Raw genomic sequence first — 26273 nt, 5'->3', positions numbered from 1 at the left:
GTGTCTCGCTACACGCACAAGTGCACACATTACGGGATGCCGAGCGCCCGCGCGCTCGGCTATTCGAGCTATTTCCGGCGGTACTTCTCAGCCTCGGCTACTGCCGGGCGTGCTTGCGCCGTGAAGCGGTCCGGGCGCGTTCCGTGGCATTGAGGGCGACCTTTCGCAAACGCACGGCCTTCGGGGTGACTTCGACGCATTCGTCGTCCCGGCAGAACTCCAGGGCCTGCTCGAGCGAGAGCCGGCGCGGGGGAATGAGGCGTTCGAGCTCGTCGGCCGTGGAGGAGCGGACGTTCGTCAGCTTCTTCTCCTTCGTGATGTTGACGTCCATGTCGTCGGGCCGTGAGTTTTCCCCGACGATCATGCCCTCGTACACCTCCGTGCCGGGTTCGACGAACAGGACGCCGCGTTCCTGGAGGTTGAACATCGCGTACGACGTGGCCGGTCCGGAACGATCCGCCACCAGCGAGCCCGAGGGCCGCGTGCGCAGGTCGCCGAACCACGGCTCGTAGCGGTCGAACACGTGGTGGGCGAGACCGGTGCCACGCGTCTCGGTGAGGAAGTCCGTCCGGAAGCCGATCAGTCCCCGCGCCGGGACGACGAACTCCATCCGGATCCAGCCCGAACCGTGGTTGGTCATTTGCTCCATCCGGCCCTTGCGCACGGCCAGGAGCTGCGTCACGGCGCCGAGGTATTCCTCCGGGCAGTCGATGGTCAGGCGCTCGACGGGCTCGTGCAGCTTGCCGTCGATCTCGCGGGTCACCACCTGCGGCTTGCCCACGGTGATCTCGTAGCCCTCGCGGCGCATCGTCTCCACCAGCACGGCCAGCGCGAGCTCACCACGGCCCTGGACCTCCCAGGTGTCCGGCCGTTCGGTCGGCAGCACCCGCAATGACACGTTGCCGACGAGCTCCGCTTCGAGCCGGTCCTTCACCAGGCGGGCGGTCACCTTAGTCCCGCCGGAGCGCCCGACGAGCGGCGACGTGTTGGCGCCGATGGTCATCGACAGCGCCGGTTCGTCCACGGTGATCAAGGGCAGCGGATGCGGGTCGTCCGGGTCGGCGAGCGTCTCCCCGATGGTGATCTCCGGGATGCCCGCCACGGCGATGATGTCGCCCGGGCCGGCGGAGTCGGCGGAGACGCGGTCGAGGGCCTGAGTGATCAGCAGCTCCGTGATCTTGACTCGCTCGATGCTGCCGTCCTTGCGGCACCATGCCACCTGGGAACCCTTGACGATCTCGCCTTCGCGCACCCGGCACAGCGCGAGCCGGCCCAGGAACGGGGAGGCATCCAGGTTCGTCACATGGGCCTGCAAAGACGCGCCCTCGGTGTAGGTGGGCGGTGGAATGGTGCTCAGGATCGTCTCCACCAGGGGTGACAGGTCCTTGGAGTCCGGCGCCGAGCCGTCGGCGGGCCGCTCCAGGGACGCCTTGCCGTCGCGTGCACAGGCGTACACGACCGGGAAGTCCAGCACGTCCAGGGACTCGGCGTTGCCGGTGCTGTCCTCAGCCAGGTCCAGGAAGAGGTCGTAGGTCTCGTCGACCACCTCGGCGATCCTGGCGTCCGGGCGGTCCGTCTTGTTCACCACCAGGACGATCGGCAGCTTGGCCGTCAGCGCCTTGCGCAACACGAACCGTGTCTGCGGGAGTGGCCCTTCGCTGGCGTCCACGAGCAGGACGACGCCGTCAACCATGGACAGGCCACGTTCCACCTCGCCGCCGAAGTCGGCATGGCCCGGGGTGTCGATGATGTTGACTGTGGTCTCGCCCCACCGCACCGCGGTGTTCTTGGCGAGAATGGTGATGCCCTTCTCCCGCTCGAGATCGCCGGAGTCCATGACCCGGTCGGCGACGTCCTGGTTGGCCCGGAAGACGCCGGACTGCCACAACAGGGCGTCCACGAGCGTGGTCTTTCCGTGGTCGACGTGGGCGACGATGGCGACGTTCCGGAGATCGTCACGACTGCGCGAGGGCATGCGAAGGTACTCGATTCATGAAGGGAGCTGACGACCTATGGTACCGGCACCGGTGGCACCGGCCCGCATGGTAGGGCGGCGCCAGGCATACACGCCCTCGCGGCAGCGGCCGCGCCTCCACTCGCAGTGCCGAGTTCCCTTTCTCCCACGACAACAATCACCGTGGCGCCGAACCGGCCGGAAGTGGCACGGCGATCTTCACAACCCCATTCACCTGCATCTTCGCTACCGCCGGAACCAACACAGCGATCTTCACGATCTGTGCGTGAGGAGCCGTGGTGATTCCGACGGCTCTTACCGCCGCTCTGTCACACGACTCCCTGCACGATCGCGTCGATCGGCCGCCTGCCGGCCGTTTCTCACACGACGCACACCACAGACGAAGCCCGCAACGGCTCGGCCTTCGACGACGACCACCACCGTGAGCAGGCAGCAATGGTGGTCTGCGCGGACCGTCATGACCTGCGCAGACCACCACTGAACGCTGAGCCCAGCGACCCTTGGCCGCTAGCTCGACTCCGGATTCCTCGGCGCTCCACCGCCCCGCGCTCCACCGCCCCGCGCTCCACCGTCCTGCGCTCCACCGCCCCGCGCTCCACCGTCCTGCGCGTCGCCGTTCCCCGAGACTCCGATCTCCCCTAACGCGTGATCGATGCGCTCGTCGACCTGTTCGCCGAAGTGGTCGTCGAAGTTCTCGGTGAGATCGCCAGTGACGTGCCTGCTGATGTGCCGCTGCAACTCCTCACGGCGGGCCCGGCGCTCCGCTGCCTGCAGGACCCGGTACTCGGCCTTCAGCGAGCGATAGGTGGCCAGGCACATCGCCAGCATGATGACGCTGAACGGCAGGGCGATGATGATGGCGCCGGTCTGCAGCGCACCCAGTCCTCCGGCCAGCAGCAACGCCGCGGCCACGGCACCCTCCAGGGCGCAGAACAGGACGCGGCTCCACATCGGCGGTTCCGGGTTGCCCCCTGATGCGAGCATGTCGACCACCAGTGAGCCCGAGTCCGACGACGTGATGAAGAAGACCGCCACCAGCACCACCACGACGACCGTCAGGATCCCACCGAGAGGCAAGCCATCGATCATCTGGAAGAGCACGTTCTCGGAGACGACCCGCTCGAACATGCCCTCCTCGTCCCGGTTGACCAGCCCGCCCGCACCGAAGAGCTGCTGATATAGCGAGCTGCCGCCCATCACCGCGAACCAGAGGAAGGTCACCGTCGTGGGAACGATCAGCACGCCCGCCACGAACTCCCTGATCGTTCGGCCCTTGGAGATGCGGGCGATGAACACGCCGACGAACGGCGCCCAGGCGATCCACCAGCCCCAGTAGAAGGTGGTCCAGGTGCCCTGCCAGGCCTGGCCGGCCTCGCCCGTGTACGCACTCGTGTTGAACGTCGCCGGAAGCACCTCTTGCAGGTAGACACCGAGCGACTGCACGAAATCGCGCAAGAAGAACAGCGACGGCCCCACTATCAGCATCACGACCAGGAAGACCGCGGCGAGTGCGAGGTTGCCGTTTGAGAGCCACTTGATGCCCTTGCCCACGCCGGAGACCACGGACACGGTGGCGATCGCGGTAATGACGACGATCAGCGTCACCAGCACACCGTTGCTCACGTCGTCGATCGCGCCCATGGCGACCAGACCTGCAGCGATCTGGTTGACGCCGAAACCGAGCGACGTGGCCACACCGAACACCGTGCCGATGACGGCCACGGTGTCGATCAGGTCGCCGAGCCAGCCTTTGACACGTTCCACTCCCAGCAGCGGCTCCAGAGCCCATCGGATCGACACCGGACGGCCCTTGCGGTGGATCGCATACGCCAGCGCCAGGCCGACCACCACATAGATGGCCCACGCGTGAAAGCCCCAGTGCAGGAACGTCTGCGCCATGGCCTGCTGGGCCAGGTCCGCACCATCGGATCCGATGCCTTCCAGACCGTGGCCGTCAGGGCCGATCGCCCCGCCACCATCAGTGCCGGGCTTCGGCGAGTCGTAGTGCACCAGCGGCTCGGCGGCTCCCCAGAAGACCAGACCGATGCCCATTCCGGCCGCGAAGAGCATCGCGAACCAGGCCATCAAGCTGAACTCGGGATCTTCCTCGTCCTTGCCGAGCTTGATGTCACCGAACCGGCTGATCCCCATCCAGATGGAGAACGCCACGAAGACCGCGACGATCAGGACGTAATACCACCCAAACCCGCCGACGATGTTCTCTTGGATGGTTCCCAGGGCTTCACCGACATCGTCCGGCCAAATGATCGCGATCACCACGGCCAGCCCGATGATGACCAGTGACGGGTAGAAGACCCACGGTGTGACGCCGCCCGCAGCCATCCGCGGTTGATATTTGGACATCTCCGGCCGCCCGGCCGGACCGTTCGCAGGTGAACTCGGATTCTCGACGTCCGGCGGTGAACTCATGGATTCGGCCTTCCGTACTTGGCGTCAGGTGCCGTACTACCGTTACGGGTGAACGGCGAACCGTCAAGCGTGACATCCCACGATCGCCGTGGCGGAAGATCACTTGACTCCTTGTCACCGCTGTGTTACCTGCCTATTCGTTTCGTCCGCGGCCGTCCCTTCCACCGAGCGCCTGTTCGATGCGTTCATCCACCTGAGTGCCGAGCCGCTCCTCGAAATTGCCTGCGAACTCCCCAGTGATGTCCCGGCTCACGCTCCGGCGGAGGTCATCCCGCCTGCGCCTGCGTTCCACGGCGTCAGTGACCCGCCGCTCCGCCTTGAGGGAGCGGTAGGTCGCCACGCAGATCAGGATCATCACGACGCTGAACGGCAGGGCGGTAAGGATGGCCCCGGTTCGCAACGCCCCCAGGCCACCGGCGAGCAGCAATCCGGCGGCGATAGCGCCTTCCAGGACCGCGAACATCACGCGGCTCCAGGTCGGCGGATCCGGGTTCCCGCCCGAGGCCAGCATGTCGACCACGAGAGAGCCGGAATCCGACGAGGTGACGAAGAAAACGATCACCATGACGACGGCCACCACGGTGAGAAGCCCGCCCCAGGGCAAGCCGTCGAGGAGACCGAAGAGCGCGTTCTCCGGCACCACGCGTTCGAAGGGATCGTCGGCGGCACGGTCGACGAGACCGCCTTCCCCGTACAGCTGCCGGTGAAGCGCGCTACCGCCCAGAACGGCGAACCACAGGAAGGTCACCGCTGTGGGAACGATCAGCACGCCGGCGACGAACTCGCGGATGGTGCGGCCACGGGAGATCCGGGCGATGAAGATCCCGACGAACGGCGCCCAGGACATCCACCAGCCCCAGTAGAACGTCGTCCACCAGCCTTGCCACGCCTGGCCGGCCTCGCCGGTGTAGGTGCCGGTCTCGAACGTCATCGGAACGAGATTCTGCACATATCCACCCGTGGACTGGACCAGATCGCGCAGAAGGAACAACGACGGACCGATCGCGAGCATGGCCACCAGGAAGAGCGCGGCCAGCACAAGGTTCGTGTTGGACAGCCATTTGATCCCCCGTCCCAGGCCGGTGACGACCGAGACAGTGGCAACCGCGGTGATGACGACGATCAACATGACCGCGGTGCCGGTGTCAGCGTCGTCGATCACCCCGAGAGACTCGAGCCCGGCCGCCACCTGGTCCACGCCGAGGCCCAGCGACGTCGCCACCCCGAACAACGTACCGATGACGGCGACGGTGTCGATGAGGTCGCCCAGCCAGCCCCTGACCCGCTCGGCACCCAGCAACGGCTCCAGGGCCCACCGGATCGACACCGGACGTCCTTTGCGGTGGATCGCGTACGCCAGTGCCAGGCCCACCACGACGTAGATGCCCCAGGCGTGGAACCCCCAGTGCAAGTACGTCTGCGCCATCGCCGTCTGCGCCAGGCGCCCGCCGGCCGCGCCGATGCCCTCCATGCCGTGGCCGTCGTCGCCAATGGCGTTCGGATCGGTGACTCCCGGCCGCGGTGTGTCGTAGTGCATGAGCGGCTCGGCCGCTCCCCAGAAGACCAGTCCGATGCCCATGCCGGCAGCGAACAGCATCGCGAACCAGGCCATCAGGCTGAACTCGGGCTGATCGTCGTCCTTGCCGAGCTTGATGTCACCGAAGCGGCTGGCGCCCATCCAGATGGCGAACACTACGAACCCGGCGACGATCAGAACGTAATACCATCCGAATCCGCCGACCACGTTCTCCTGGATCACGTCCAGCGCGGCACCGGCCTGGTCCGGAAAGAGCATCGTGAGCAACGACGCTCCCCCGACTATCACCAGGGCGGGGAAGAACACCCACGGAGTGACGCCCCAACGATTCAGCCGCGGTCGATAGGTCGACAGGTTCACTGCGTCACCCGGTCGGCCAGCCTCCTGCGACTCGCTCATGATTTCGCCTCCCAACGACGGCAACTCTCGTCGGGATACCCACTGCGTCGTATTCAACGAGGGGGGCGCAGAAACAAACGACCCACCGCTCGACCGTGCGTCAACCAGGTTTAACTACCCACAGGAGCATCGATCACCATGGCCGTCGCGCAAGGCCCGGTTCCACCGAGCCGGCGCGACGAGACCGGGCTTAGATGACCTTGGTGTTCACCTCGGCGAAATGGCAAGCGGATGGGTGGCCGCTGCCCCGGTCCACCAGCGCCGGTTCTTCGACAGCGCAAATGTCCTGCGCCTTCCAGCACCGGGTCCGGAAGCGGCAGCCACTGGGCGGATCGAGCGGACTGGGCACGTCACCGGTGAGCAGAACCCGCTCCCGCTGGCGCTCCTGCTTGGGATCCGCCGCCGGCGCGGCCGACAGCAGAGCCTGCGTGTACGGGTGTGAGGGCTTGCTGTAGACCTCGTCCCGGGTGCCGATCTCCACGACCTTGCCGAGATACATCACGGCGACCCGATCCGAGATGTGCCGGACGACCGAGAGGTCGTGAGCGATGAAGACATAGCCCAGATCGAGTTCTTCCTGAAGGTCCTCCAGGAGATTCACCACTCCCGCCTGGACGGACACGTCCAACGCGGATACCGGCTCGTCGAGGATCAGAACCTTGGGCGCCAGGACGAGCGCCCTCGCGATGCCGATCCGCTGTCGCTGCCCGCCGGAGAACTCGTGCGGGTAACGGTTGCCGTGCTCGGGGTTGAGTCCGACCAGCTCGAGCATCTCCGCCACCCGGGCGCGGCCACCGTCCTTGTACCGGCCGTGGACCTTGAGCGGTTCAGCGATGATTTCGTTGACCGGCATCTTGGGGTTGAGTGAGGCGTAGGGATCCTGGAACACGATCTGCAGGTCGCGGCGGACCTCGCGCATGCCCTTGGCGTCCAGGGTGGTCAGCTCGGTACCGTCGTAGCGCACGGAGCCCGACGTCGGCTTGTGCAGCTGCAGGATGGCCCGGCCGGTGGTGGACTTCCCACAGCCGGACTCACCCACGAGGCCGAGCGTCTCACCTGAATCGACATGAAGTGAGACACCGCTCACCGCCTGGACCCAGCCGGCGACCCGGCGGAGGAATCCGCCGCCGCGGACCGGGAAGTTCATCACCAGATCCTGAACCTCGAGCAGATGCTGGGATTCACCCTGCCCTGTTGTGCCCTGCGCCTCAGTGGCAGCGGTCGCGTTCATCGGCCCACCTCGCTCTCTGCCCTGAAGAACACCGTCGGGTCGTCGGATTCCGCCAGCTGATCCCAATGGTGGCAGGCCGCCAGATGATCCAGCGCGTCGGTGGCTGCCAGCGGTGGCTCCGACTCGATGCACACGTCGGTGGCCAACGGGCAACGAGGCGAGAACGGGCATCCGGGCGGTAGGTTGATCAGCGACGGAGGGGTGCCCTTGATCGGGCGGAGCCGTTCACCGCTGGCGGTCTCCAATGCCGGTATCGAGCCCAGCAGGCCCGCCGTATACGGCATCCGGGTCCGGTAGAAGACCTCGTCCGTCTCCCCCACCTCGACCGGCTTGCCGGCATACATCACCAAGACCCGGTGAGCTGTCCCCGCGACCACACCGAGGTCGTGTGTGATCAGGATGATCGCCGAGTTCACCTCGTCTTTGACCTCGAGGAGCTTCTCCAGGATCTGCGCCTGGACGGTGACGTCGAGCGCGGTGGTCGGCTCGTCGGCGATGATGACGTCGGGGTTGTTGATCACCGCCATCGCGATCATCGCGCGCTGGCGCATGCCGCCGGAGAACTCGTGCGGGTAACTGCGCAGGCGCTGCTTGGGTTGCGGAATGCCCACCAGTGCGAGCATCTCCTCAGCGCGGCTCATCGCATGTTTTCGCGGTACGGTCTCATGGGATAAGACCGCTTCTGCGAGCTGGTCGCCGATCGTGTAGACGGGGTTCAATGCGGTCATCGGGTCCTGGAAGATCATCCCGATCTTGCGGCCACGGAGGCTGCGCTGTTCCTTCGGCGACATCTTGAGCACGTCGTTGCCGCGGTAGATGATCTTCCCCGAGATCCGCGCGCTCTTCGGCAGCAGTCCCATGACGGCCATCGAGGACACGGACTTGCCGGATCCGGACTCGCCGACAATGCCGAGCACCTCCCGCTCGCGCACCGCATAGGAGACGCCGCGCACGGCCTGCACCACGCCGTCGTCGGTGGGGAAGTTCACCGTGAGACCCTCAACCCGCAGGATCTCCTCCGTCGACGGTGGCTTGACCTCGTCGAGATGGTGGGCGAGCTGCGGCCTGCCGGGCGCGTCGTTGACCGGGTGCTCGACGTGGCGGGCTCGCTCACGCGCCTCCGGCCGGTCGCTCATCTTGGCCTCTTTGGACGGCTCGGACGGCATCGACGGGTCACTGGGGATGGTCATCAGTCACGCACCCGGGTCTGTCGAGGATCGAACGCGTCGCGCAAACCGTCACCGATGAAGTTCACCGAGAGGGCGATGGCGACGATGAAGATGCCCGGCCACCAGAATAGCCACGGCCGGGTCGGCATAGCGGTCTCGTAGAGGCTTATCAGGGAGCCGAGCGATACGTCGGGGGCACGCACACCGAGGCCGAGGTAGGACAGCGCGGTTTCCAGAAGGATGCCCCCGGCGATGGCCAGGGTGGCGCTGACGATGATCACGCCCACGGTGTTCGGCATGATGTGCTTGAAGATGATCCGCCGCGACTTGGTGCCGGCCGCCCTCGCCGCCTCGACGAATTCCTTTTCCCGCAGAGACAAAAACTCCCCGCGGACCAGACGCGCCAAGCCCGTCCACGTCACCGCGCCGATGGCCAAGCCCAGCGCGACGATGCCGGCCCGGCCGGCCGCCGCCGCGAGAATGGCCGCGAAGATCAGCGTCGGGATGGCGATGATGACATCGGTGGCCCGCATCAGCACAGCCTCTGTGCGACCCCGGAAGAAACCGGCCGTCGCCCCGACCGAGGCGCCGATGGCGGTGGAGACGATCCCGATCAGGAACGCCACCACGAGCGATTGCTGGGTGCCGCGCATCACCAGCGCGAAGTAGTCGATACCTACATTGTCCTGGCCGAACGGGTGCTCGCCCCAGCGCAAGCCTTTACCGCCGAGGAAGGACGGCAACAGGCTCAACGTCGGCCGGCCGCCGTCGACGACCGAAGCCGTGGAGTAGTACGTCTTGTCCCACCAGCCCGGGAACGGGCCGAACCCGATCGAGGAGTAGGCGAGGATGATGACCGCTCCGAGAGTGATCATTCCGCCGATGGCGGCCCGGTGCCGGAAGAACCGCCGCCGGATGATCTGCCCCTGCGTCCGTGCGACGACGCTCATCCCCTCCGCCGCGTCGCTGGGCGTGCCGCGAGCCGGGTTGGGCTGACTGGTCTCGGTACTCACAGGGGACACCTCCGCTCTTCTGCTCGTGCTCCACGCGCCATGGTCCTCAGCTCTGCCATCACGACACCCGGATCCGCGGGTCGAGATAGGCGTAGGCGATGTCGGCCAGCATGTTGAACACCACGATCGAACCGCCGGCTATCAGGAAGAACGCCATCACAGGCGGCGGGTCGACGTCTTGCAGGCCCTTGATGAACATGAAGCCCATGCCCTGCCAGCCGAATACCCGCTCGGTGATCACGGCGCCCCCGATCACCGCACCGAAGTCGAAGGCCATCAGTGTGGTGACGGGGATCAAGGCATTGCGGAACGCGTGTTTGGTGACTGTGGTCCGTTCGGTCAGCCCCTTCGACCGTGCCGTCCGGACGTAGTCCTGGTTCATCACCTCGAGCATGCTCGCCCGCGTATAGCGGGTGTAAGTGGCGAACGAGATGAGCAGCAGTGCCATAGTCGGCAAGATGAGGTGACCGGCCGAATCGAGCCCGGACTCCCAGAAGCCACCTCGGAAGTTCGGTGTGCTCGCGCCGATGGTCGAGATCGGGCGGCCGCGGACCCGCCCGTAGTAGTCACCGTAGGACTGCAGCATGTAATCGACGAAGATGATCCCGCCGACCAGGATGGCGGTCACCGCGCCGACGGCCATCGCCTGGCGACGCTGGAGCCCGCCGAGCAGGTATCCGATCCCCAGACCGACGGCTATCGCGACGAGGGCAAGCAGGAAGATCAGACCCCAGTTCGGCTCTTCCAGGATGGGTTCGGAAGCCAGGTAGAACACGAAGCCGACGGCCGCCGTGGCCAGTGCCGCGAAGAGTGGAGGACGATGCCGGAAGCCGGCGATCAGGAACGTGACCCCGGCCGCGCTGCCGAATGCGAGAACGAGAACGGCGATAACGCCGAGGCCCGGGTCGGAGAACCAGCCCGTCTCGGACAGCGTCCACAGCAGGCCCGCGGTCGCGACGAACGCGACCCCGAGTGCGGTGAGCCTGCGCTGCCGGCTGCCACCGGCGATAGCCATCCAGGCCAGACCGCTCAGCACCGCGAACACCAATATGACAGGCAGCGGGATGGTGGGATCGCGTAGCCAGTCGTTGAACTTGATTGCGCCGAACTGCTTGAGCATCACGGCGACCCAGAAGACCGGCAGCGAGAAGAACAAGAATGCGGCGAAGGTCAGCGTGTAGTCGAAGCCACTGTACTGGCGAAGGGCTGACACGATGCCGATGGTGACGCCGAGCACGATGGCGAGGACGGTGGCCGCGATGACCAGCTGCAACGTCGCGGACACCGCAGGGGCGAGGATGCCGCTGACCGACTGGCCGAACTTGTTCACTCCGAGGTCACCGGTGAACAGATCACCAAGCCAGAGGAAGTACCGCAGGATCACCGGCACGTCGAGGTTCATCCGCTCACGCCGGGCCATCATCTGCTGCTGGGCCTGGCCTTCATCTTGCAGACCCCGCAGATCGGCCATCGGGTCACCCGCGATCGAGGTGCCCCAGAAAACGATGAACGATGCTGCCAGCAACGTGAAGATGGAGATGACCAGTCTCCGTGCCATGAAGACGGCCACGCGCCACCTCCGTATCGTCGGGAACGGTCAAAGTATGAGGAGTATGTCAGGCGTCGGGGCCAGGAACCATGGGCTCCTGGCCCCGCGCCAGTCCGGTGCTCACCGCCTGCCGAGCTGGTCAGCTCACAGGCGGCGAAACCGTTGGATCCAAGCTACAGAGCCCGGTTCCATTCGTGCTTGGTGGAGGTGACGCCCTGCTGCGTCGGGTTCGGCGTGATGCCCTCCACGTCCTCCGCCCATGCCAGCAGGTACGGGTGGGTGAACAGCGGGATGGTTGGCAGGTCGGCCCACAGCTGGGTCTCGATCTGCTTCACGAGCTCACGCTGTGCATCGACGTCGACCTCCTGCAACAGCTCCCGGTAGAGGTCGTCGACGACCTCACTGGAGTAGCACTGGCTGTTGTTCCCTGTGCCCTCAGGGGTGCAGGACGAAGGCGTCATGAAGGTGGAGGCGGTGCCGGCCACGTAACCGGAGCCGATCCAGGCGTACATCGCGACGTCGAAGTTGCCGTCTGGGATCTCGACGCCGAACGGGTCGGCCGATCCCGCGTCCACGACGTCCCAGCCGGCCTGGTTGCAGGCGTCCCGGATCAGGGCCACCTGATCGACACGGCGCGGGTTCGCCTCGGTGTAGACGATGCGGACCTCGGTGCCGACCATGTCGGCCTCCTCCAGCAGGCGACGGGACTCGTCGATGTCCTGCTCCGCGAAGTCTTCCCAACCGTTGCCGTCGATCTGGAAGTCGTAGTCCGGCTGGAACGAGTACGTCAGCCGGGCGTTGAGCACCTCGGCGTCCGGGTTCTGCGGGTGGATCAGGTTTTCCACCATCAGCTGACGCGGCAGGCACAGCCCGAATGAGCGGCGCAGGTTCGGGTCATTGAAGTAGTGGTCACCGCGTAGGTTGAAGTCGACGTGCTCGTACGTGAACGACTCGTCGACGTGGACCTCGACGCCCGCCATTCCCTCCAGCTGGTTCACCAGGTCGGTGCTGGGCTGCGGGTCCATGATGTCGATCTCTTGGTTCTGCAGCGCCTGCGCCTGCTGGTTGGCATCCAGGAAGCGGAAGATGATGGTCCTCGCCGCCGGCGGCGTGCCCCAGTAGTTCTCGTTGTACTCCATGGTGATCGACTGACCGGCTTGCCAGTCGGTCAGCTTGTAGCGGCCGGACGACGGAATGATCTCCTCCGGGAGGAGCTCACCGGGGCTCATGACGAAGCCGGTGTTGTAAAACTCAGCAGCGGGCAGCAGCGCGTCGATATCATCGTTGCGGATCGCTTCGATGAGCTCGTCACCGCTGGCCATGCCACCCTCGCGAGCGACCACGTGAGCCGGCATGTCAACCGCGGTGTACAGCACCCAGCTGGCGTTGACGGTCTCGTACTCGACGGTGATGGTCTTGTCGCCGGGCTCGCAGTCCGGCTTCACCCAGTCCGCATAGCCCGTGGTGCCCGCGGTGGAGAACAGCGTTGCCGGCTCTCCGTCCGCCGTGGTCTCGGTGGGGTGTTCGTAGTAGCCGCTCTGCGCCGCCCAACCGAGGAGGAAATCGTCACAGTCGATGGGCTCGCCGTCGGACCACACCGCATCGGGGTTGATGTTGAACTCGATGGTCTGCGGGTCATCGGACACCAGATCGTAGGTGCCGAACTCCTCGTCCGGTACCACCAGGCCATCCGGCCCATAGTTCCAGAAGCCGCCCTTGACCTGGTTCAACACGTGGGTGTTGGCCAGCAGGTTACCTTCGGACGTGTTATTGGCGTAGTTCGTGAACTCCTGCTCGGCAGCATAAACGACCTCGACGTCGCTCGGGCCTTCGCCGGTATCGGGGTCGGGCTGCTCTTCGGCAGCCCCGCCGTCGTCGTCGGCGGGCGTCTCGTCGGCATCGTCGCCGCCACATGCGGCGAGTACGAGCGCACTCGCCGCAGCGACAGCCAGGAACGCTGCACCTCTGCGCTTGGTGGTCAAGATGGGACTCCTCCGAGAAGTTATGGACCCACACGGGTCCCAATAAAAGAGTTGACTCAGCCCATCATCCGTGGTGGCCATGACACAAGTCACGAAGGCATACGTTACTGACCTGCAACCCAAGTGTCTCCAGATCGCACGAAATATAACAGTTTGAGCTCGAGCAGCCCAGAAAATCCTCTTGTGGAGCGCTCTTACCACGGGACGCGCGGCACGTCGGGCGCGACTCGAGCGATGACCAACGGACATGCCCGCACTTGGAAAAATCTCCTGTTTCGCCATTCGGGCACCATTGGTCTGAACTATGAGACGGCTGGATATCGGGGCCGTGTAGGCTCTTGCTTCCCCACGCCGGTTCCTGCCTATCCGGTCGCCCGCGCCATCCGACCGCCCCCGCCGGCCGTGCCTCAGAGCCCGGCCGGCGACTAGTTTTTGGATCAATCACCGGCAACCTCTGGATTTAGGTGCTCTCAGCATGCGAAGCTGCGGGTCGAGCGACCGTCGACGTTCGCGAAGGAGGCTGAATGGGCACCACACGTGCGTCCGAAAGCAGAGACGCGGTGGCAGCGGCCATCACCACGCTGGAGTCCGCCGTCGGCCGGTTGCGGGTTGCCTACGGCGACACCCTCGGCGTACGGCGTCTCGCCAGCGACGTCGCGCGCCTGTCCGATGACCTCGATGAACTAGGTGAGCCCCAACCGGGACTCCTGCCGTCCCCGGCGGGACCCCTGGAGACCATTCCGGACACGCCGTACGACCCCAGCATGTGGGCCGGCGCGGAAGACGAAGGTCTCGGCGCACCGGATCGGCACGCACCCTGATGACAACCACCGGTACGGAAACCCCACAGCCTGACCCGCCGACCCCCCGAAGCTCCCAGCCGTCCGGGGACCTGCCCGGGGGAGTTCACGCGCCTTCGCGCGCCGCGATCAGGCCGAAGACTCTGCGCCAGGACCGCTACTGGGTGACGCCCGCGCTCACGGTGATCGGGCTGACCGCATGGGTCGCCTACGCCACAGTGCGAGTGTTCCTCCAGAGCAATTACTACGTCGCGGAGCACCACTACCTGACGCCGTTCTACTCACCATGCATCTCGAACGGCTGCCTTCCGGAGGCCGCCCACTTCGGCCGCTTCCTCGTCGACCACCCGCTGATCCCGTACGCTGCGCTCAGCCTTCCTTTCCTCTTGCTGTTCCGGCTGACCTGCTACTACTACCGCAAGGCCTACTACCGCAGCTTCTGGTTGTCGCCGCCGGCCTGCGCGGTGCCGGACGGGCACAAGTCGTACACCGGTGAAACCCGGTTCCCGCTGATCTTCCAGAATGCCCACAGGTACACGTTCTACCTGGCGTTCGTCATCACCCTGATCAACACCTACGACGCCGTGCTGGCCTTCGGGGGTGAGGACGGATTCGGGGTCGGACTGGGCAATGTGATCCTGGTCGGGAACGTGATCATGCTGTGGGCTTACACGCTGTCCTGTCACTCCTGCCGGCATGTCACCGGCGGGCGTCTCAAGCATTTCTCCCGCAGCCCTATTCGCTATCGGTGGTGGACGTTCGTCTCGAAGCTGAACACCCGGCACATGCAATACGCGTGGATCACTCTCGGCACACTCGCACTGACCGACTTCTACATCATGGCGGTCTCCGCGGGCTGGTTCGACGATCTGCGATTCTTCTAGAAGGAGCTTCTCACCGATGACGGACCCCAGCAGCATCGAGCGCCACAGCTACGACGTCCTGATCGTGGGCGCGGGCGGAGCGGGACTGCGTGCTGCGATCGCCGCCCACGAAGCCGGCGCCCGTGTCGCGGTCATCTGCAAGTCGCTGCTCGGCAAGGCACACACCGTCATGGCCGAGGGCGGCATCGCCGCGGCCATGGCCAACGTCTGGCCCGAGGACGGGTGGCAGGTGCACTTCCGGGACACCATGCGCGGCGGCAAGATGCTCAACCATTGGCGGATGGCTCAGCTGCACGCCCAGGAGGCCCCGGACCGGGTACAGGAGCTCGAGGAATGGGGCGCCCTGTTCGATCGCACGGCCGACGGACTGATCTCGCAACGTGACTTCGGGGGCCACCGATACGCCAGGCTCGCCCACGTCGGCGACCGCACCGGACTGGAACTCATCCGCACGCTGCAGCAACGCACTGTCGCCCTCGGCATCGACGTGTACATGGAGTGCACCGTCACCAAGCTGTTCCAGTCGGGTCAAGCCACGTCTTCGGCTGAGAAGCGCGCCTCTGCCGATGGCCGGATCACCGGCGCGTTCGCCTACTGGCGCGAGAGCGGCCGCTTCGTCGTCTTCGACGCGCCCACGGTGGTTCTCGCCACCGGCGGCATCGGCAAGTCCTACAAGGTCACCTCCAACTCCTGGGAGTACACCGGTGACGGCCACGCGCTTGCACTGCAAGCGGGCGCGTCACTGGTGAACATGGAGTTCGTGCAGTTCCATCCCACAGGAATGGTCTGGCCGCCGTCGGTGAAGGGCATCCTGGTGACCGAGTCGGTCCGGGGCGACGGTGGCGTGCTCCGCAACAGCGAGGGCCGCCGGTTCATGTTCGACTACATCCCGGAGTTCTTCAAGGCCGAGACCGCCGACACCGAGGAAGAGGCGGACGGCTGGTACGAGGACAAGGCCAAGCACCGCAGACCTCCGGAACTGCTTCCCCGGGACGAGGTCGCCCGCGCGATCAATTCCGAGGTCAAGGCCGGGCGTGGTTCACCGCACGGCGGCGTTTTCCTCGACATCGCCTCCCGGCGGTCGGTGGAGTACATCCAGCGGCGGCTGCCGTCCATGTACCACCAGTTCAAGGAACTCGCCGATGTCGACATCACCGCCGAGCCGATGGAGGTCGGCCCCACCTGCCATTACGTAATGGGTGGCGTAGCCGTCGATCCCGACACCGGTGAGTCGGCGATCCCCGGCCTGTATGCCGCAGGTGAAGTGGCCGGCGGCATGCACGGTGCGAACCGGCTCGGCGGTAACTCGCTGTCCGATCTGCTGGTCTTCGGCAAGCGAGCAGGAGCGGCCGCCGCTGAGGCCGCGACCCGGGCGGAGCCGGCGGCTGGTGTGTCCGACGACGACGTCCGCGCCGCGGCCGAGGCCGCGCTCGCACCGTTCGAGCGCCAAGGTGGCGAGAACGCCTACACCGTGCAGCAGGACCTGCAGGATGTCATGCACAACCTGGTGGGCATCATCCGCACGGCGGACGAGATGGAGAAGGCGCTTCAGGACCTGGGCAAGCTGCGCGAACGTGCGCAGCAGATCAGCGTCGAGGGGCATCGCCAGTACAACCCGGGCTGGCACCTTTCCCTCGACCTGGCGAACATGCTTCGCGTCTCGGAGTGCATCGCGCGTGCCGCGCTCGAGAGGACCGAGAGCCGGGGCGGGCACACCCGCGACGACTTCCCCGCCACCGACGACAGCTGGGGAGCTGTCAACTTGCACTGCACGCTCGACGGTGAGTCGATCGCCGTACGACGCGAGCCGCTGCCGACCATGCCCGACGACCTCCGTCAGCTGTTCGAGGAGAAGTGAACGTATGGGTTACGACCTGAAAATGAAGGTCTGGCGAGGCGACCAGTCGGGAGGTGAGCTGGTCGACTTCGTGGTTCCGGTCGAGGAGGGCGAGGTCGTCCTCGACGCGTTGCACCGGCTGCAGGCCACCCAGGCGGGGGACCTAGCCGTGCGGTGGAACTGCAAAGCCGGAAAGTGTGGCTCGTGCAGCGCGGAGATCAATGGCAAACCCCGCCTGACCTGCATGACCAGGCTTTCCGTCTTCCAGCCGGACGAAACCGTCACCGTGACCCCGCTGCGGACCTTTCCCGTCATCCGCGACCTGGTCACCGATGTCTCGTACAACTACGAGAAGGCGAAGAAGGTGCCGGCGTTCTCACCGGAGCCGCGCCAACCCGACGGCACGTATCGCATGCAGCAGGAGGACGTGCAGCGCGGACAGGAGTTCCGCAAGTGCATCGAGTGCTTCCTCTGCCAGTCCGTGTGCCACGTGGTCCGCGACCACGAGGACAACAAGGAGGCGTTCTCCGGGCCGCGGCTCTTCCTGCGCTACGCCGAGCTGGAGATGCACCCGCTAGAGACGGGCGACCACCGGCAGGCCGCGAAGGAGGAGGCCGGTGTAGGACTGTGCAACATCACCAAATGCTGCACGGAGGTCTGCCCGGAGAGCATCAAGATCACCGACAACGCCATCATCCCCGTCAAGGAACGCGTAGTGGATCGTTCCTACGACCCACTTGTCTGGCTGGGTTCGAAGATCTTCCGCCGGTCCTCGTCCGACCAGTAGCGCGGTTCCGGGGTTCGCGCTGCCGTCGTCGCCGAAAAGGTGGCCGGCGGATGCGGGGAGTCCTAGGCTCGAATCAAGCACTGCGCGCCGCGGTGACGCTCCGGCGCGCGCCGATGGCCCACATGAGGGAGCTTGCACATGACAGTGTTCGACGGCGACGCTCTGGACGCGATGCTGACCGGCATTCCAGCATGGTCGGGCGATCCGAGCGCGATCACTCGCACCGTCGAGGCACCGGACTTCATGACGGCTATCGCCATCGTGAACGAGGTGGCCGACGCCGCCGAAGAAGCCAACCACCACCCCGACATCGATATCCGCTACAACACGCTCACGTTCACCCTGTCGACGCATTCCGCGGGTGGCGTCACGAGCGCTGACGTGGATTTGGCCCGGACCATCGACGCCATCGTCAACGGCCGCTCCAGCACCCCCGCATAGCCCGCCGCCTAACGCAGCGTGACCATTCTCAACCCCTGGCATGGGTTAGGGTCGTTGAGAACGAGTTTTGAACCGGTTCAGAGCGACCACAACCCATGCCAGGGGTTCTGATAGCGCCGAGGACGGTATCAGCGCGTGACGCTCCAACCGGTCACGACCGTCTCGTCGTCGATCGTCTCGGTACCCAGCACCAGCACCTGGTCCTCGAAGAGTACGGCTGCCGCCGCCTCCTGGTCGCCATCCGCGAGAAGACCCTCGGTGATGAATTCCGGACCGTCATCACCCAGCACGGCGATCAAGACGTCCTCCCCGCCGCCCCGGCGAGACCAGCTGCCGACTGCCACGGTACCGAAGGGCGACTCCACGGCGTCCTCGATCCGAGGCGTGTGCCGGAAGGTCCGCTCCTCGGAAGCCCACCCGTCTCCGGCCAGCACAGCCACACCGGTGCCGGCGAGGGGCGGCTCTCCCGGAAGGCCACCCGACGACGCCCCGGCCGAGCCGAGCACGATGACGTCGTCCCCCACCGCGGTCACGCCCGAGAGGTCGGACCACGGGCTGTCGAACGGGTCGGCCATCCGCGTCCAGGTCTGGCCGTCGGCCGACTCCACCACGTAGGCCTGCGGCGTGTACGAGAAGCCGCCGCCATCCCTTGCCTCGGCATCCCCGATGTGACCGGCCGCGACGATCCGCCCGTCTCCCGCGACGGCGACGTCCGCGAGGAACTCCGCGTTGTGCTCGCCGAACGGAGCGTCCGCCGTCTCTATCGCCGACCAGCTCTCGCCGCCATCCGCGGACAACCACACTCCCACGCTCAGGTAGCGCTCCTCGTCACCGGAATCGCTGATTCCCACGGCGAGGAGGCCGGCATCTGTCTGGGCGAGACCGTAGCCGACCGCGGATTCGAACTCCGCACCATCGAGTTCGCTGCGGGTCCAGTCGTAGCCGTCCGGCGACGTCCACACTCCGAGCGTTCGGGTGTCACCGATCATCGCCTGCCCCACAGCCACCAGCCCGTCACCGATCCGCTCGAGTCCGTAGATGAACTGGCCTGCTGAATCGTCAATGGCCGGAGTAGTGATCCGTTCCCACGATTCACCGTCGCCGGACGTCCACACTGCCGCCGCAGTGTCGTCGCCGTTCCGTATCCAACCAGCGGCGACGAGGCCGTCGCCGCCGGGAGCCAGGCCGCTGATCGTCACCTCGCCGCTGAATCCGGAGACGTCCAGGGCCCTCACCGTGGCTGCGGGGTCTGCCACCGGCCGGTCTTCCACGCCGACGATCCATACCGCGGCGTCGCGGGCCAGGCTCGGCCTGCTGACCGGTCCCTCGTTCACAGCCTCGTTGAAGGCCTCGCTCTCCTCACCCGTGGGTGCTCGCTCGTGAGTACCGACGACGACGAACTGCTGATCACGAGCGACGACGCCGACCGGCAGCACCGCGCCCCCGCTCGCCAGGGCCGGATCGTCCAGCGCCCGTTCCCAGGTTTCGAGGTCGCGGGTCATCCAGAGTTCCAGCTCGGCCGTGGTCTGGGGGCCTGTGGTTCCGCCGGTGTTCTGCCCGGCGACCAGCAGGACGCCGTCCTGCGTGCTGGCGGCGCCGGACACGGTCTGCCGCCCGCCGCCGCCGAATACCGACGAACCGGTGTTGACGCGCTCGAAGGCGGCACCGCCGTCGGTGCTGGACCATACAGCCACATCCCCGTCGGCGCGCGTGAAAGCCATGAGCGCGTCACCATGGGTATGCAGGAGGTCCAGCTGACCCCCGTCTAGAACCTCCTCAGTGGTCCCCAGCTCCGTCCAGCTCTCGTCGTCCACGTTCACCCGCCACAACGTCGTGACCGTTCCCCCCGGGCCGGGGACACCGGTGGCCAGCACCACCTCACCGGCGTGTTCGGTCATCGTCAGTTCCATCGGCGAGTGGCCGGCGGCCATGGACTCGATCACGGCGATGTCCGTCTCGATCAGGCTCAGCTCATCCGGGACAGACAGCGGCGTCCAGGTCAGACCGGCGTCGGCCGAGACACTGAGCACGACGGACATGGTAGGCGGGTCGGCGTCCGCCGGCTGGTCCGGCACATCGAGCAGGATTCCTGCGACGACGACGTGCCCACCGAAAGCGAGCGCGCTGTCGACGATCCGGCGACCAGGACCGTCCGGGTACGCGACCGGTAGCGGCTCGCCCGGATCACCGTCGGTCAACGGCCACATCGCCGGGCCGCTCGCGTCGTCGTCGCCGACGACGAACAGGCCGTCGTCCACGGCCACGGCTGAGCTGAGCGTTGCGCCGGTCAGGGCCGGCGAGCCGCTCAGGTCTTCCCACTCGCGCCCGTCGACCGAGTGGAGGAGAAGGGCACGGCGTTGTGAATCGTCCTCGTCCTGGTGCGTACCAACGACGACGACACCGCTGTGTCCAGATGCGACGCCGGCGAGCGTGTATTGCTCGTCGCCCGGTCCGGCGACCAGCGCGCTGGCGTCGTCGGCAAGGACCCGGTCGATGACGGCCGCGGGCATGGCCGGGACGCCGTCCTCGGTGGCGACGTCCTCAGCGGCGGCCGTCTCAGACGGATCGACGACGGGACCGTCGCCTGGAGTGTCGCCGCCGGAACAAGCGGTGGCCGCAAGCAGGAACGACACGATGACTACGGGAACACGAGCACGCATGACCCCAGATGATGGCAGATCGCGTTCCAGCCCGAGCGATCAGCCCGGGTGACACCGCCCGTGGCCGGTCAGGTACCTTCCGGGCCGCGCCGCAGAACCGACACAGCCCAGTCGGATTCCGGATGCCAGGGTTTGAGGTCCCATGTGGCGAATCGTTGCTCTACCACCAGGCCGGCCTCGGCCACACAACGGTCGAACTGGGCCAGCGACAGATGCCGGTTGGTGTGGAAGCCGGTGACGACGAAGCCCTCCGAGCGCACGCTGGCGCGAAGCCGGGCCAGAACCTCGGTCTCTGTGCCGGGCGCCAGGAACACCATCACGTTTCCCGCGACAACTGCGGCGTCGAACGGCTCGTCGAGGTCCAGCGCTGCCAGGTCGAGCTCGGCGAGGTCGACAGTCTCCCACCGCGGGCCCGGATAGTCCGCCCTGGCCGCCTCGATCAGGGCCGGGTCGGCGTCGACGCCGATGACCGTGTGCCCGCGAGTGTGCAGCTCCGCGCCGATCCGCCCGGTGCCGCAACCCGCATCGAGCACCGTGGCCTGCCGCGGCAGCATCGCATCGACCAGCCGCGCCTCGCCGGCCAGGTCCTCACCCGCCGCCGCCATGGTGCGGAAGCGGTCGATGTACCACTGAGAATGCCCGTCCTTAGTTTCGGTGACCCACCGCGTCGGTTGTGCCATGCGGCTAGCCTATGCCTCCGTCGCGGCCACCTCTGACGGAGCGCACGGCCGTTTCTGCCGCCATCCGCCGGCGTTCTCAGCCGGCTCCGCCCTCGCTCATGCTGGGTCCAGCCGCGTCGAAACGCTCGGCGGCCTCGTCGGCGGTTCGGCGGAGTCGAGCGACGTAGTGGGTCCACCAGTCCGATTCATGGTTTGGCAGGTTGGTACTGCCCGCTCGCATCCCTGCGCCACCGTCGGTGAGCTCGCGGAGAATGTCGGCATGCCCGGCATGCCGGGCGGTCTCTGCGATCACGTGCACCATGATCTGGTGCAGGGTGACATCGCCATTCTCTGGTCCCCACCATGGCACTCGGCCGGCGGCATCCAGATCGAGCGCCTCGATGGTGCTGTCCGAGTGCGCCCACGCGCGCCGGTAGAAGCCGACGACCCACTCACGGCTCTGATCGGCCGTGGCCCACATATCGGCGTTGTCCTCGGCCTCGGGCTCGAGCCACGGAAGGGGCTCGTCCGCCGGCCGGCCGAATACCTCGCCGAAGTAGCCGAACTCCATGCTTCCCACATGCTTCACCAGGCCGAGCAGGTTGGTGCCGGTGTCGGTCAGAGGCCAGCGCACTTCCCGCTCGCCGAGGCCGTCCAGCTTCCACAGCAGTGCGTCACGGTGCGCCTGAAGGTATCGCTTCAGGGCGTCCTTGGGACTGAGCATGACACGTACGCTAACCGACGCCACCGTCGACGCACACAACTCGTGCATGTGGACGCGAAATCCCTTGGCCCGGGGACGGATCCACCGGCTATGGTTCGGCCATGGTTGATGACCCGTACCGTGACGCCGAGCTCGTCGAGCTGTACGAGATCGACAATCCCGGCGGCGCCGGTCACTCCTATTACCGGGCGTTGGCGGATGCGATCGGAGCCGATTCAGTCATCGACCTGGGTTGCGGCACCGGTTTGCTGACCAGGTCGTTGGTCAAGCCGGGACGGACGGTGACAGGCGTCGACCCGAGCACGACCATGCTTGATTTCGCCCGTCGGCAGCCAGGTGCCGAAGCGGTGACGTGGATACGCGGCGATGCCTCCGCGATCCGACCGAGCGGAACAGCCGATCTCGCCATCTGCACCGGCAACGCGATCATGCATGTCAGCCCGGACGCATTGCCGGCAGTCTTCGACTCCCTTGCCCGGGCGCTACGGCCCGGCGGGACGGTGAGCTTCGAGAGTCGCAACCCCGCTTACCGCGAATGGGAGCAATGGACGCGCGAGGCCACCTATGGCGAGCGGGCAATCCAGGCTGGGCGCCTGCGGGAATGGCTCGAAGTCACCTCGGCCGAGGACGGTCGAGTGGTGTTCGACGCACACAACGTCTTCCCGGACGGCGAAGACCGGGTCTACACCAGCGTCCTGTTCTTTCGCGCTGTCGAGGAGTTCACACAAGCGCTCGGCGACGCGGGTTTCACCGACATCACGTGCTTCGGGGACTGGCAGGGCGCGCCGGTCGAGGACACCTGCCGGATTCTCGTCTTCCGCGCGCAGAAGTCCTAGTCCGTTAAAGGCAATGGAGCAGCGGGCCCGCATGGTGGCCTCCGAGCACGCGACTCGCAGCCGTGCGTTATACGTTGAAGCGGAATTCGACGACGTCGCCGTCCTGCATCACGTAGTCCTTGCCCTCGATCCGGACCAGGCCCTTCGCCTTGGCCTCGGCCATGCCACCCGCCGCCACGAGGTCGTCGAATGAGACCACTTCGGCCTTGATGAAGCCCTTCTGAAAGTCGGTGTGGATTACGCCGGCGGCTTCCGGTGCCGTCGCGCCTTGGCGGATCGTCCAGGCCCGTGCCTCTTTCGGCCCTGCCGTGAGGTAGGTCTGCAGGCCGAGCGTGCGGAAGCCTACCCGCGCCAGCATGTCCAGGCCGGACTCCTCCTGTCCGATGGACTGCAGCAGCTCGAGTGCCTCGGCATCGTCCAGCTCCACGAGCTCGGACTCGATCTTGGCGTCGAGGAAGATGGCCTCCGCAGGGGCGACGAGCGCCTGCATCTCGGCGCGCAGCTGCTGGTCGATCAGTTCGTCGTCGTCCATGTTGAACACGTACAGGAACGGTTTGGCGGTCAGCAGCTGAAGCTCGCGCAGCGGTTCGCGGTCCAAGCCGGCTGCGAAGACGGTGCGCCCGCTTTCCAGGACCGCTTTCGCCTCCTCGGCGGCGTCGAGGGCAGCCTGCTTCTCCTTGGCTCCACGGACTTCGCGCACGAGCCGGGGCAGCGCCTTCTCGACGGTCTGCAGATCGGCGAGGATGAGCTCGGTCTCGATGATCTCGATATCGTCCTTCGGCGAGACCCTGCCATCCACATGGATGACGTCGGGATCGTTGAAGACCCTGATGACCTGGCAGATCGCGTCCGCCTCACGGATGTTGGCGAGGAACTGATTGCCCAGCCCCTGCCCTTCGGAGGCGCCCTTGACGATGCCAGCGATGTCGACGAAATCGACCGTGGCTGGGAGCTCACGGGCAGAGCCGAAGATCTTCGCCAGGGTGTCGAGGCGCGGATCCGGCACACCGACGACGCCGACATTCGGCTCGATGGTGGCGAACGGGTAGTTCGCCGCCAGGATGTCGTTCTTGGTCAGCGCATTGAACAGCGTGGACTTGCCGACGTTGGGCAGCCCGACGATTCCGATGGTGAGACTCACGAGGGACAAGCGTACGGGGGCCGGGCGCAGATGACGAAACGCGTCGTCGCCCTGACTCTGTCGGAGGTGTGCGGCACAGTGGTCTTCATGACCGCACACGTGTTCACCGCTTTGGCCGCAGCCGTGATCGGCCTCGTCCTCGGCGCCCTCGTGGTGCGCGCCCGGGCCGCGGCCGAGCTCGCGACCGCCAACGCCCGACGAGACGCCGTCCTGGCCGAGCGAGACACGTTGCGCGCGGACTATGCCGCCCTCACCGACCGGTACGACGACGTCCTTCGTCAGCTCCAGCAGGCGCGCGGCGAACAAGCGCGGCTCGAGGTCGAGCTCGGCCATGCCCGCGCGGACACGGAGGACAAGCTCGACCTACTCCGCCGCGAACAGGACCGTTTCGGCCACGAGTTCGAGCGGCTCTCCGCAGCCGCCCTCCGGCAGAATCGCGACGAGTTCCTGCAGCTTGCCGCAGAGCGGTTCAAGAACGTCACCGGCGAGCTCGACCAGCGTCATACGGCTGTAGAAGCATTGGTGAAGCCGCTGAACGAGCAGCTCGACAAGGTGACCGATCACGTACACGCGCTGGAGAAGGCCCGCACCCAGGCCTACACGGAGCTTCGGGCCCAGATGGAGACCATGGGCCGGTCCTCCGAGCAGCTGCGGCTGGAGACGCAGCAACTCGTGTCCGCCCTGCGCGCCCCCCAGGTACGCGGCCGCTGGGGAGAACTCCAGCTCCGACGGGTCGTCGAGGCCGCGGGCATGCTGGAACACGTGGACTTCACCGAACAGACCTCCGTGATGACCGTGGACGGGCGTCTCAGGCCGGACATGCTGGTGAAGCTGGCCGGGGGCAAGAACATCGTCGTCGACGCGAAGGTCGCCTTCAGCGGCTTCCTGGAGGCGCAGGAGGCTCGCGACGAGGCCGCCCGAGCCAAGCGGCTGGCGGCTCATGCACGCCATCTGCGCGACCACATCGAAGGGCTAGCCCGCAAGGAGTACTGGGAGCAGTTCTCGCCTTCTCCCGAGTTCGTCGTCATGTTCGTGCCGTCCGACGTGTTCCTCAACGCGGCGATGGAGCAGGATCCGTCCCTCTATGAGTTCGCGTTCGAACGCAACGTCGTGCTCACTACGCCAGGAACGCTCGTCGCACTGCTGCGGACTGTCGCCTACACATGGCGCCAGGAAGCCTTGGCCGCCAACGCACAGCAGGTGCTCACACTCGGACGAGAGCTGCACAGCCGGCTCGCGACCATGGGCGGGCATATGGGCAAGCTCGGCCGCCAGCTCGACGGAGCGGTCAGCGCCTACAACAGCACCGTGAGCTCGCTCGAGAGCCGCGTCCTGGTCACCGCACGCAAGCTGGCCGACCTCAAGGTCGTGGACAACCAGCTCGAGTCCCCCGATCAGGTCGACCGCGCCGCGCGACACATCCAGGCTCCAGAGCTGGCGGCCGCGGCCGACCAGGCCCTGGTGACCGTCGAGGACATCGACCGCCGTTACGGCATCGACGTCGGCGCATCCGAGGGCTTGGCATCTGAGAACCGCGCCAAGGACGGCACCGACGGGTGAGCCCTCGTCCGGACGCTGCTCGCCCGAGCACGGCGCTCCCCCGGGCTGCTGCTCGCCCGGGAACGTCGCTCGCCTGGGAACGTCGCTCGCCCCGGGCTGCTGCTCGCCTGGGAACGGCGCTCGCCCCTCATGCCGCCCTGCGGTTTGCCACCTGATCGTCGATATGGCGTCCGATCGCGCCCGTGGAGGCGATCAGATGTCCAACACCGCGGGTAGACGTGCAGTTGTGCACCCTGATCTCATCTCAGGTCGCGGACGCACGGTGATCAGATGCACAAACAGCGTCCGAACCCGCGTCTTGGCCATCTGATCCAGATCATCGACCGGCGCTGAACGCAGGAGACACAAGGGCGCACAAATGAACCGAGGGCCGCCCCCTGGTTGTGGGGGTGGCCCTCGGTTGTGTGGTGTGTGTCCGGCGGTGTCCTACTCTCCCACCCCGTCTCCGGGGCAGTACCATCGGCGCTGAAGGGCTTAGCTTCCGGGTTCGGAATGGGACCGGGCGTTTCCCGCTTCGCTGTGACCGCCGGAACGTTATGGGAATTGTCAATCCGTGTGTACCCGCCACACACGCCCCTGGCCGTGCACCCCCGCCTTGTGTGGTGGGGTGTGGGTGGGTGTGTGTGGGGTGTCCGGACCGTATTCCGGGAACCGTATAG

Annotated in this window: 19 protein-coding genes and 1 rRNA gene; 7 read left to right on the top strand and 13 right to left on the bottom strand. The window is 66.3% G+C overall.

Translation table 11 applies throughout. The annotated features are described in order from the left end of the window. Window positions 1–97 precede the first annotated feature (97 nt). The 8 genes from typA to G1H11_RS22445 all read right to left on the bottom strand — a co-directional run bounded on the left by typA (window position 98) and on the right by G1H11_RS22445 (window position 13285). The gene (gene typA / locus G1H11_RS22480) at window positions 98–1975 is read right to left on the bottom strand and encodes a translational GTPase TypA (RefSeq protein WP_163820858.1); all 1878 of its coding nucleotides are present in this window, start codon (window positions 1973–1975) and stop codon (window positions 98–100) included. Between the two features lie 507 nt (window positions 1976–2482). Continuing rightward, a complete protein-coding gene (locus tag G1H11_RS22475; protein ID WP_216844038.1) occupies window positions 2483–4405 on the bottom strand; it encodes a BCCT family transporter in 1923 nt (640 codons plus the stop codon). A 133-nt stretch (window positions 4406–4538) separates the two neighbouring features. After that, window positions 4539–6341, bottom strand: a complete 1803-nt coding sequence (locus tag G1H11_RS22470) for a BCCT family transporter (RefSeq protein ID WP_163820857.1) — start codon at window positions 6339–6341, stop codon at window positions 4539–4541. A 190-nt stretch (window positions 6342–6531) separates the two neighbouring features. Further along, window positions 6532–7572: an ABC transporter ATP-binding protein gene (locus tag G1H11_RS22465; protein WP_163820856.1), complete on the bottom strand. Its 1041-nt coding sequence runs from the start codon at window positions 7570–7572 to the stop codon at window positions 6532–6534. Continuing rightward, the gene (locus G1H11_RS22460) at window positions 7569–8762 is read right to left on the bottom strand and encodes an ABC transporter ATP-binding protein (protein ID WP_246211727.1); all 1194 of its coding nucleotides are present in this window, start codon (window positions 8760–8762) and stop codon (window positions 7569–7571) included. Before G1H11_RS22460 ends, G1H11_RS22465 begins: the two co-directional genes overlap by 4 nt. After that, the gene (locus G1H11_RS27275) at window positions 8762–9754 is read right to left on the bottom strand and encodes an ABC transporter permease (RefSeq protein ID WP_216844037.1); all 993 of its coding nucleotides are present in this window, start codon (window positions 9752–9754) and stop codon (window positions 8762–8764) included. Before G1H11_RS27275 ends, G1H11_RS22460 begins: the two co-directional genes overlap by 1 nt. 58 nt (window positions 9755–9812) lie before the next feature. Beyond that, a complete protein-coding gene (locus G1H11_RS27270) occupies window positions 9813–11324 on the bottom strand; it encodes an ABC transporter permease subunit (protein ID WP_163820855.1) in 1512 nt (503 codons plus the stop codon). 152 nt (window positions 11325–11476) lie between these two features. Beyond that, the gene (locus G1H11_RS22445) at window positions 11477–13285 is read right to left on the bottom strand and encodes an ABC transporter substrate-binding protein (RefSeq protein ID WP_163820854.1); all 1809 of its coding nucleotides are present in this window, start codon (window positions 13283–13285) and stop codon (window positions 11477–11479) included. A 524-nt stretch (window positions 13286–13809) separates the two neighbouring features. Here G1H11_RS22445 and G1H11_RS22440 point away from each other — a divergent pair. From G1H11_RS22440 to G1H11_RS22420, 5 genes are all read left to right on the top strand, one after another. Beyond that, window positions 13810–14106 (top strand): hypothetical protein, encoded by a 297-nt coding sequence (locus tag G1H11_RS22440; RefSeq protein WP_216844036.1) that lies wholly within the window; start codon window positions 13810–13812, stop codon window positions 14104–14106. Beyond that, on the top strand, window positions 14106–14969 hold the full coding sequence (locus G1H11_RS22435) for a hypothetical protein (RefSeq protein WP_343074906.1): 864 nt from the start codon (window positions 14106–14108) through the stop codon (window positions 14967–14969). Before G1H11_RS22440 ends, G1H11_RS22435 begins: the two co-directional genes overlap by 1 nt. Before the next feature lie 16 nt (window positions 14970–14985). Then, window positions 14986–16827 carry a fumarate reductase/succinate dehydrogenase flavoprotein subunit gene (locus G1H11_RS22430; RefSeq protein WP_163820853.1) on the top strand — a complete coding sequence of 614 codons (1842 nt, stop codon included), beginning with the start codon at window positions 14986–14988 and terminating at the stop codon, window positions 16825–16827. Between the two features lie 4 nt (window positions 16828–16831). Beyond that, complete coding sequence (locus G1H11_RS22425; protein ID WP_163820852.1) at window positions 16832–17593, top strand: succinate dehydrogenase/fumarate reductase iron-sulfur subunit; 762 nt, start codon at window positions 16832–16834, stop codon at window positions 17591–17593. A gap of 138 nt (window positions 17594–17731) precedes the next feature. Further along, a complete protein-coding gene (locus G1H11_RS22420; RefSeq protein WP_163820851.1) occupies window positions 17732–18034 on the top strand; it encodes a 4a-hydroxytetrahydrobiopterin dehydratase in 303 nt (100 codons plus the stop codon). A gap of 128 nt (window positions 18035–18162) precedes the next feature. Here G1H11_RS22420 and G1H11_RS22415 read toward each other — a convergent pair whose 3' ends face one another. From G1H11_RS22415 to G1H11_RS22405, 3 genes are all read right to left on the bottom strand, one after another. Further along, the gene (locus G1H11_RS22415) at window positions 18163–20694 is read right to left on the bottom strand and encodes a beta propeller repeat protein (RefSeq protein WP_163820850.1); all 2532 of its coding nucleotides are present in this window, start codon (window positions 20692–20694) and stop codon (window positions 18163–18165) included. 68 nt (window positions 20695–20762) lie between these two features. After that, on the bottom strand, window positions 20763–21374 hold the full coding sequence (locus G1H11_RS22410) for a class I SAM-dependent methyltransferase (RefSeq protein ID WP_163820849.1): 612 nt from the start codon (window positions 21372–21374) through the stop codon (window positions 20763–20765). 76 nt (window positions 21375–21450) lie between these two features. Further along, window positions 21451–22077, bottom strand: a complete 627-nt coding sequence (locus G1H11_RS22405) for a DinB family protein (RefSeq protein ID WP_163820848.1) — start codon at window positions 22075–22077, stop codon at window positions 21451–21453. A 101-nt stretch (window positions 22078–22178) separates the two neighbouring features. On the opposite strand from G1H11_RS22405, the gene G1H11_RS22400 reads away from it, so the two are divergent. After that, entirely contained in the window at window positions 22179–22913 is a 735-nt protein-coding gene (locus G1H11_RS22400; protein ID WP_163820847.1) for a class I SAM-dependent methyltransferase, read from the top strand. Between the two features lie 67 nt (window positions 22914–22980). Here the strand turns inward: G1H11_RS22400 and ychF are convergent, their stop codons facing one another. After that, entirely contained in the window at window positions 22981–24054 is a 1074-nt protein-coding gene (gene ychF, locus G1H11_RS22395) for a redox-regulated ATPase YchF (protein ID WP_163820846.1), read from the bottom strand. Between the two features lie 87 nt (window positions 24055–24141). Between ychF and G1H11_RS22390 the strand changes: the two genes are divergently transcribed. Next, the gene (locus G1H11_RS22390; RefSeq protein ID WP_163820845.1) at window positions 24142–25614 is read left to right on the top strand and encodes a DNA recombination protein RmuC; all 1473 of its coding nucleotides are present in this window, start codon (window positions 24142–24144) and stop codon (window positions 25612–25614) included. A 413-nt stretch (window positions 25615–26027) separates the two neighbouring features. Here G1H11_RS22390 and rrf read toward each other — a convergent pair. After that, a 5S ribosomal RNA gene (gene rrf, locus G1H11_RS22385) occupies window positions 26028–26145 on the bottom strand. Window positions 26146–26273: the final 128 nt, after the last annotated feature.

Origin of the sequence: Phytoactinopolyspora alkaliphila (assembly GCF_010550695.1) — a bacterium.
Taxonomy (GTDB): domain Bacteria; phylum Actinomycetota; class Actinomycetes; order Jiangellales; family Jiangellaceae; genus Phytoactinopolyspora; species Phytoactinopolyspora alkaliphila.
This window is presented reverse-complemented; position numbering and strand designations above follow the sequence as displayed.

Coding starts and splice junctions, on each gene's coding strand:
- typA (WP_163820858.1), bottom strand. CDS start 1,975: ATGCCCTCGCGCAGTCGTGACGATCTCCGGAACGTCGCCATCGTCGCC.
- G1H11_RS22475 (WP_216844038.1), bottom strand. CDS start 4,405: ATGAGTTCACCGCCGGACGTCGAGAATCCGAGTTCACCTGCGAACGGT.
- G1H11_RS22470 (WP_163820857.1), bottom strand. CDS start 6,341: ATGAGCGAGTCGCAGGAGGCTGGCCGACCGGGTGACGCAGTGAACCTG.
- G1H11_RS22465 (WP_163820856.1), bottom strand. CDS start 7,572: ATGAACGCGACCGCTGCCACTGAGGCGCAGGGCACAACAGGGCAGGGT.
- G1H11_RS22460 (WP_246211727.1), bottom strand. CDS start 8,762: ATGACCATCCCCAGTGACCCGTCGATGCCGTCCGAGCCGTCCAAAGAG.
- G1H11_RS22440 (WP_216844036.1), top strand. CDS start 13,810: ATGGGCACCACACGTGCGTCCGAAAGCAGAGACGCGGTGGCAGCGGCC.
- G1H11_RS22435 (WP_343074906.1), top strand. CDS start 14,106: ATGACAACCACCGGTACGGAAACCCCACAGCCTGACCCGCCGACCCCC.
- G1H11_RS22430 (WP_163820853.1), top strand. CDS start 14,986: ATGACGGACCCCAGCAGCATCGAGCGCCACAGCTACGACGTCCTGATC.
- G1H11_RS22425 (WP_163820852.1), top strand. CDS start 16,832: ATGGGTTACGACCTGAAAATGAAGGTCTGGCGAGGCGACCAGTCGGGA.
- G1H11_RS22420 (WP_163820851.1), top strand. CDS start 17,732: ATGACAGTGTTCGACGGCGACGCTCTGGACGCGATGCTGACCGGCATT.
- G1H11_RS22415 (WP_163820850.1), bottom strand. CDS start 20,694: ATGCGTGCTCGTGTTCCCGTAGTCATCGTGTCGTTCCTGCTTGCGGCC.
- G1H11_RS22410 (WP_163820849.1), bottom strand. CDS start 21,374: ATGGCACAACCGACGCGGTGGGTCACCGAAACTAAGGACGGGCATTCT.
- G1H11_RS22405 (WP_163820848.1), bottom strand. CDS start 22,077: ATGCTCAGTCCCAAGGACGCCCTGAAGCGATACCTTCAGGCGCACCGT.
- G1H11_RS22400 (WP_163820847.1), top strand. CDS start 22,179: ATGGTTGATGACCCGTACCGTGACGCCGAGCTCGTCGAGCTGTACGAG.
- G1H11_RS22390 (WP_163820845.1), top strand. CDS start 24,142: ATGACCGCACACGTGTTCACCGCTTTGGCCGCAGCCGTGATCGGCCTC.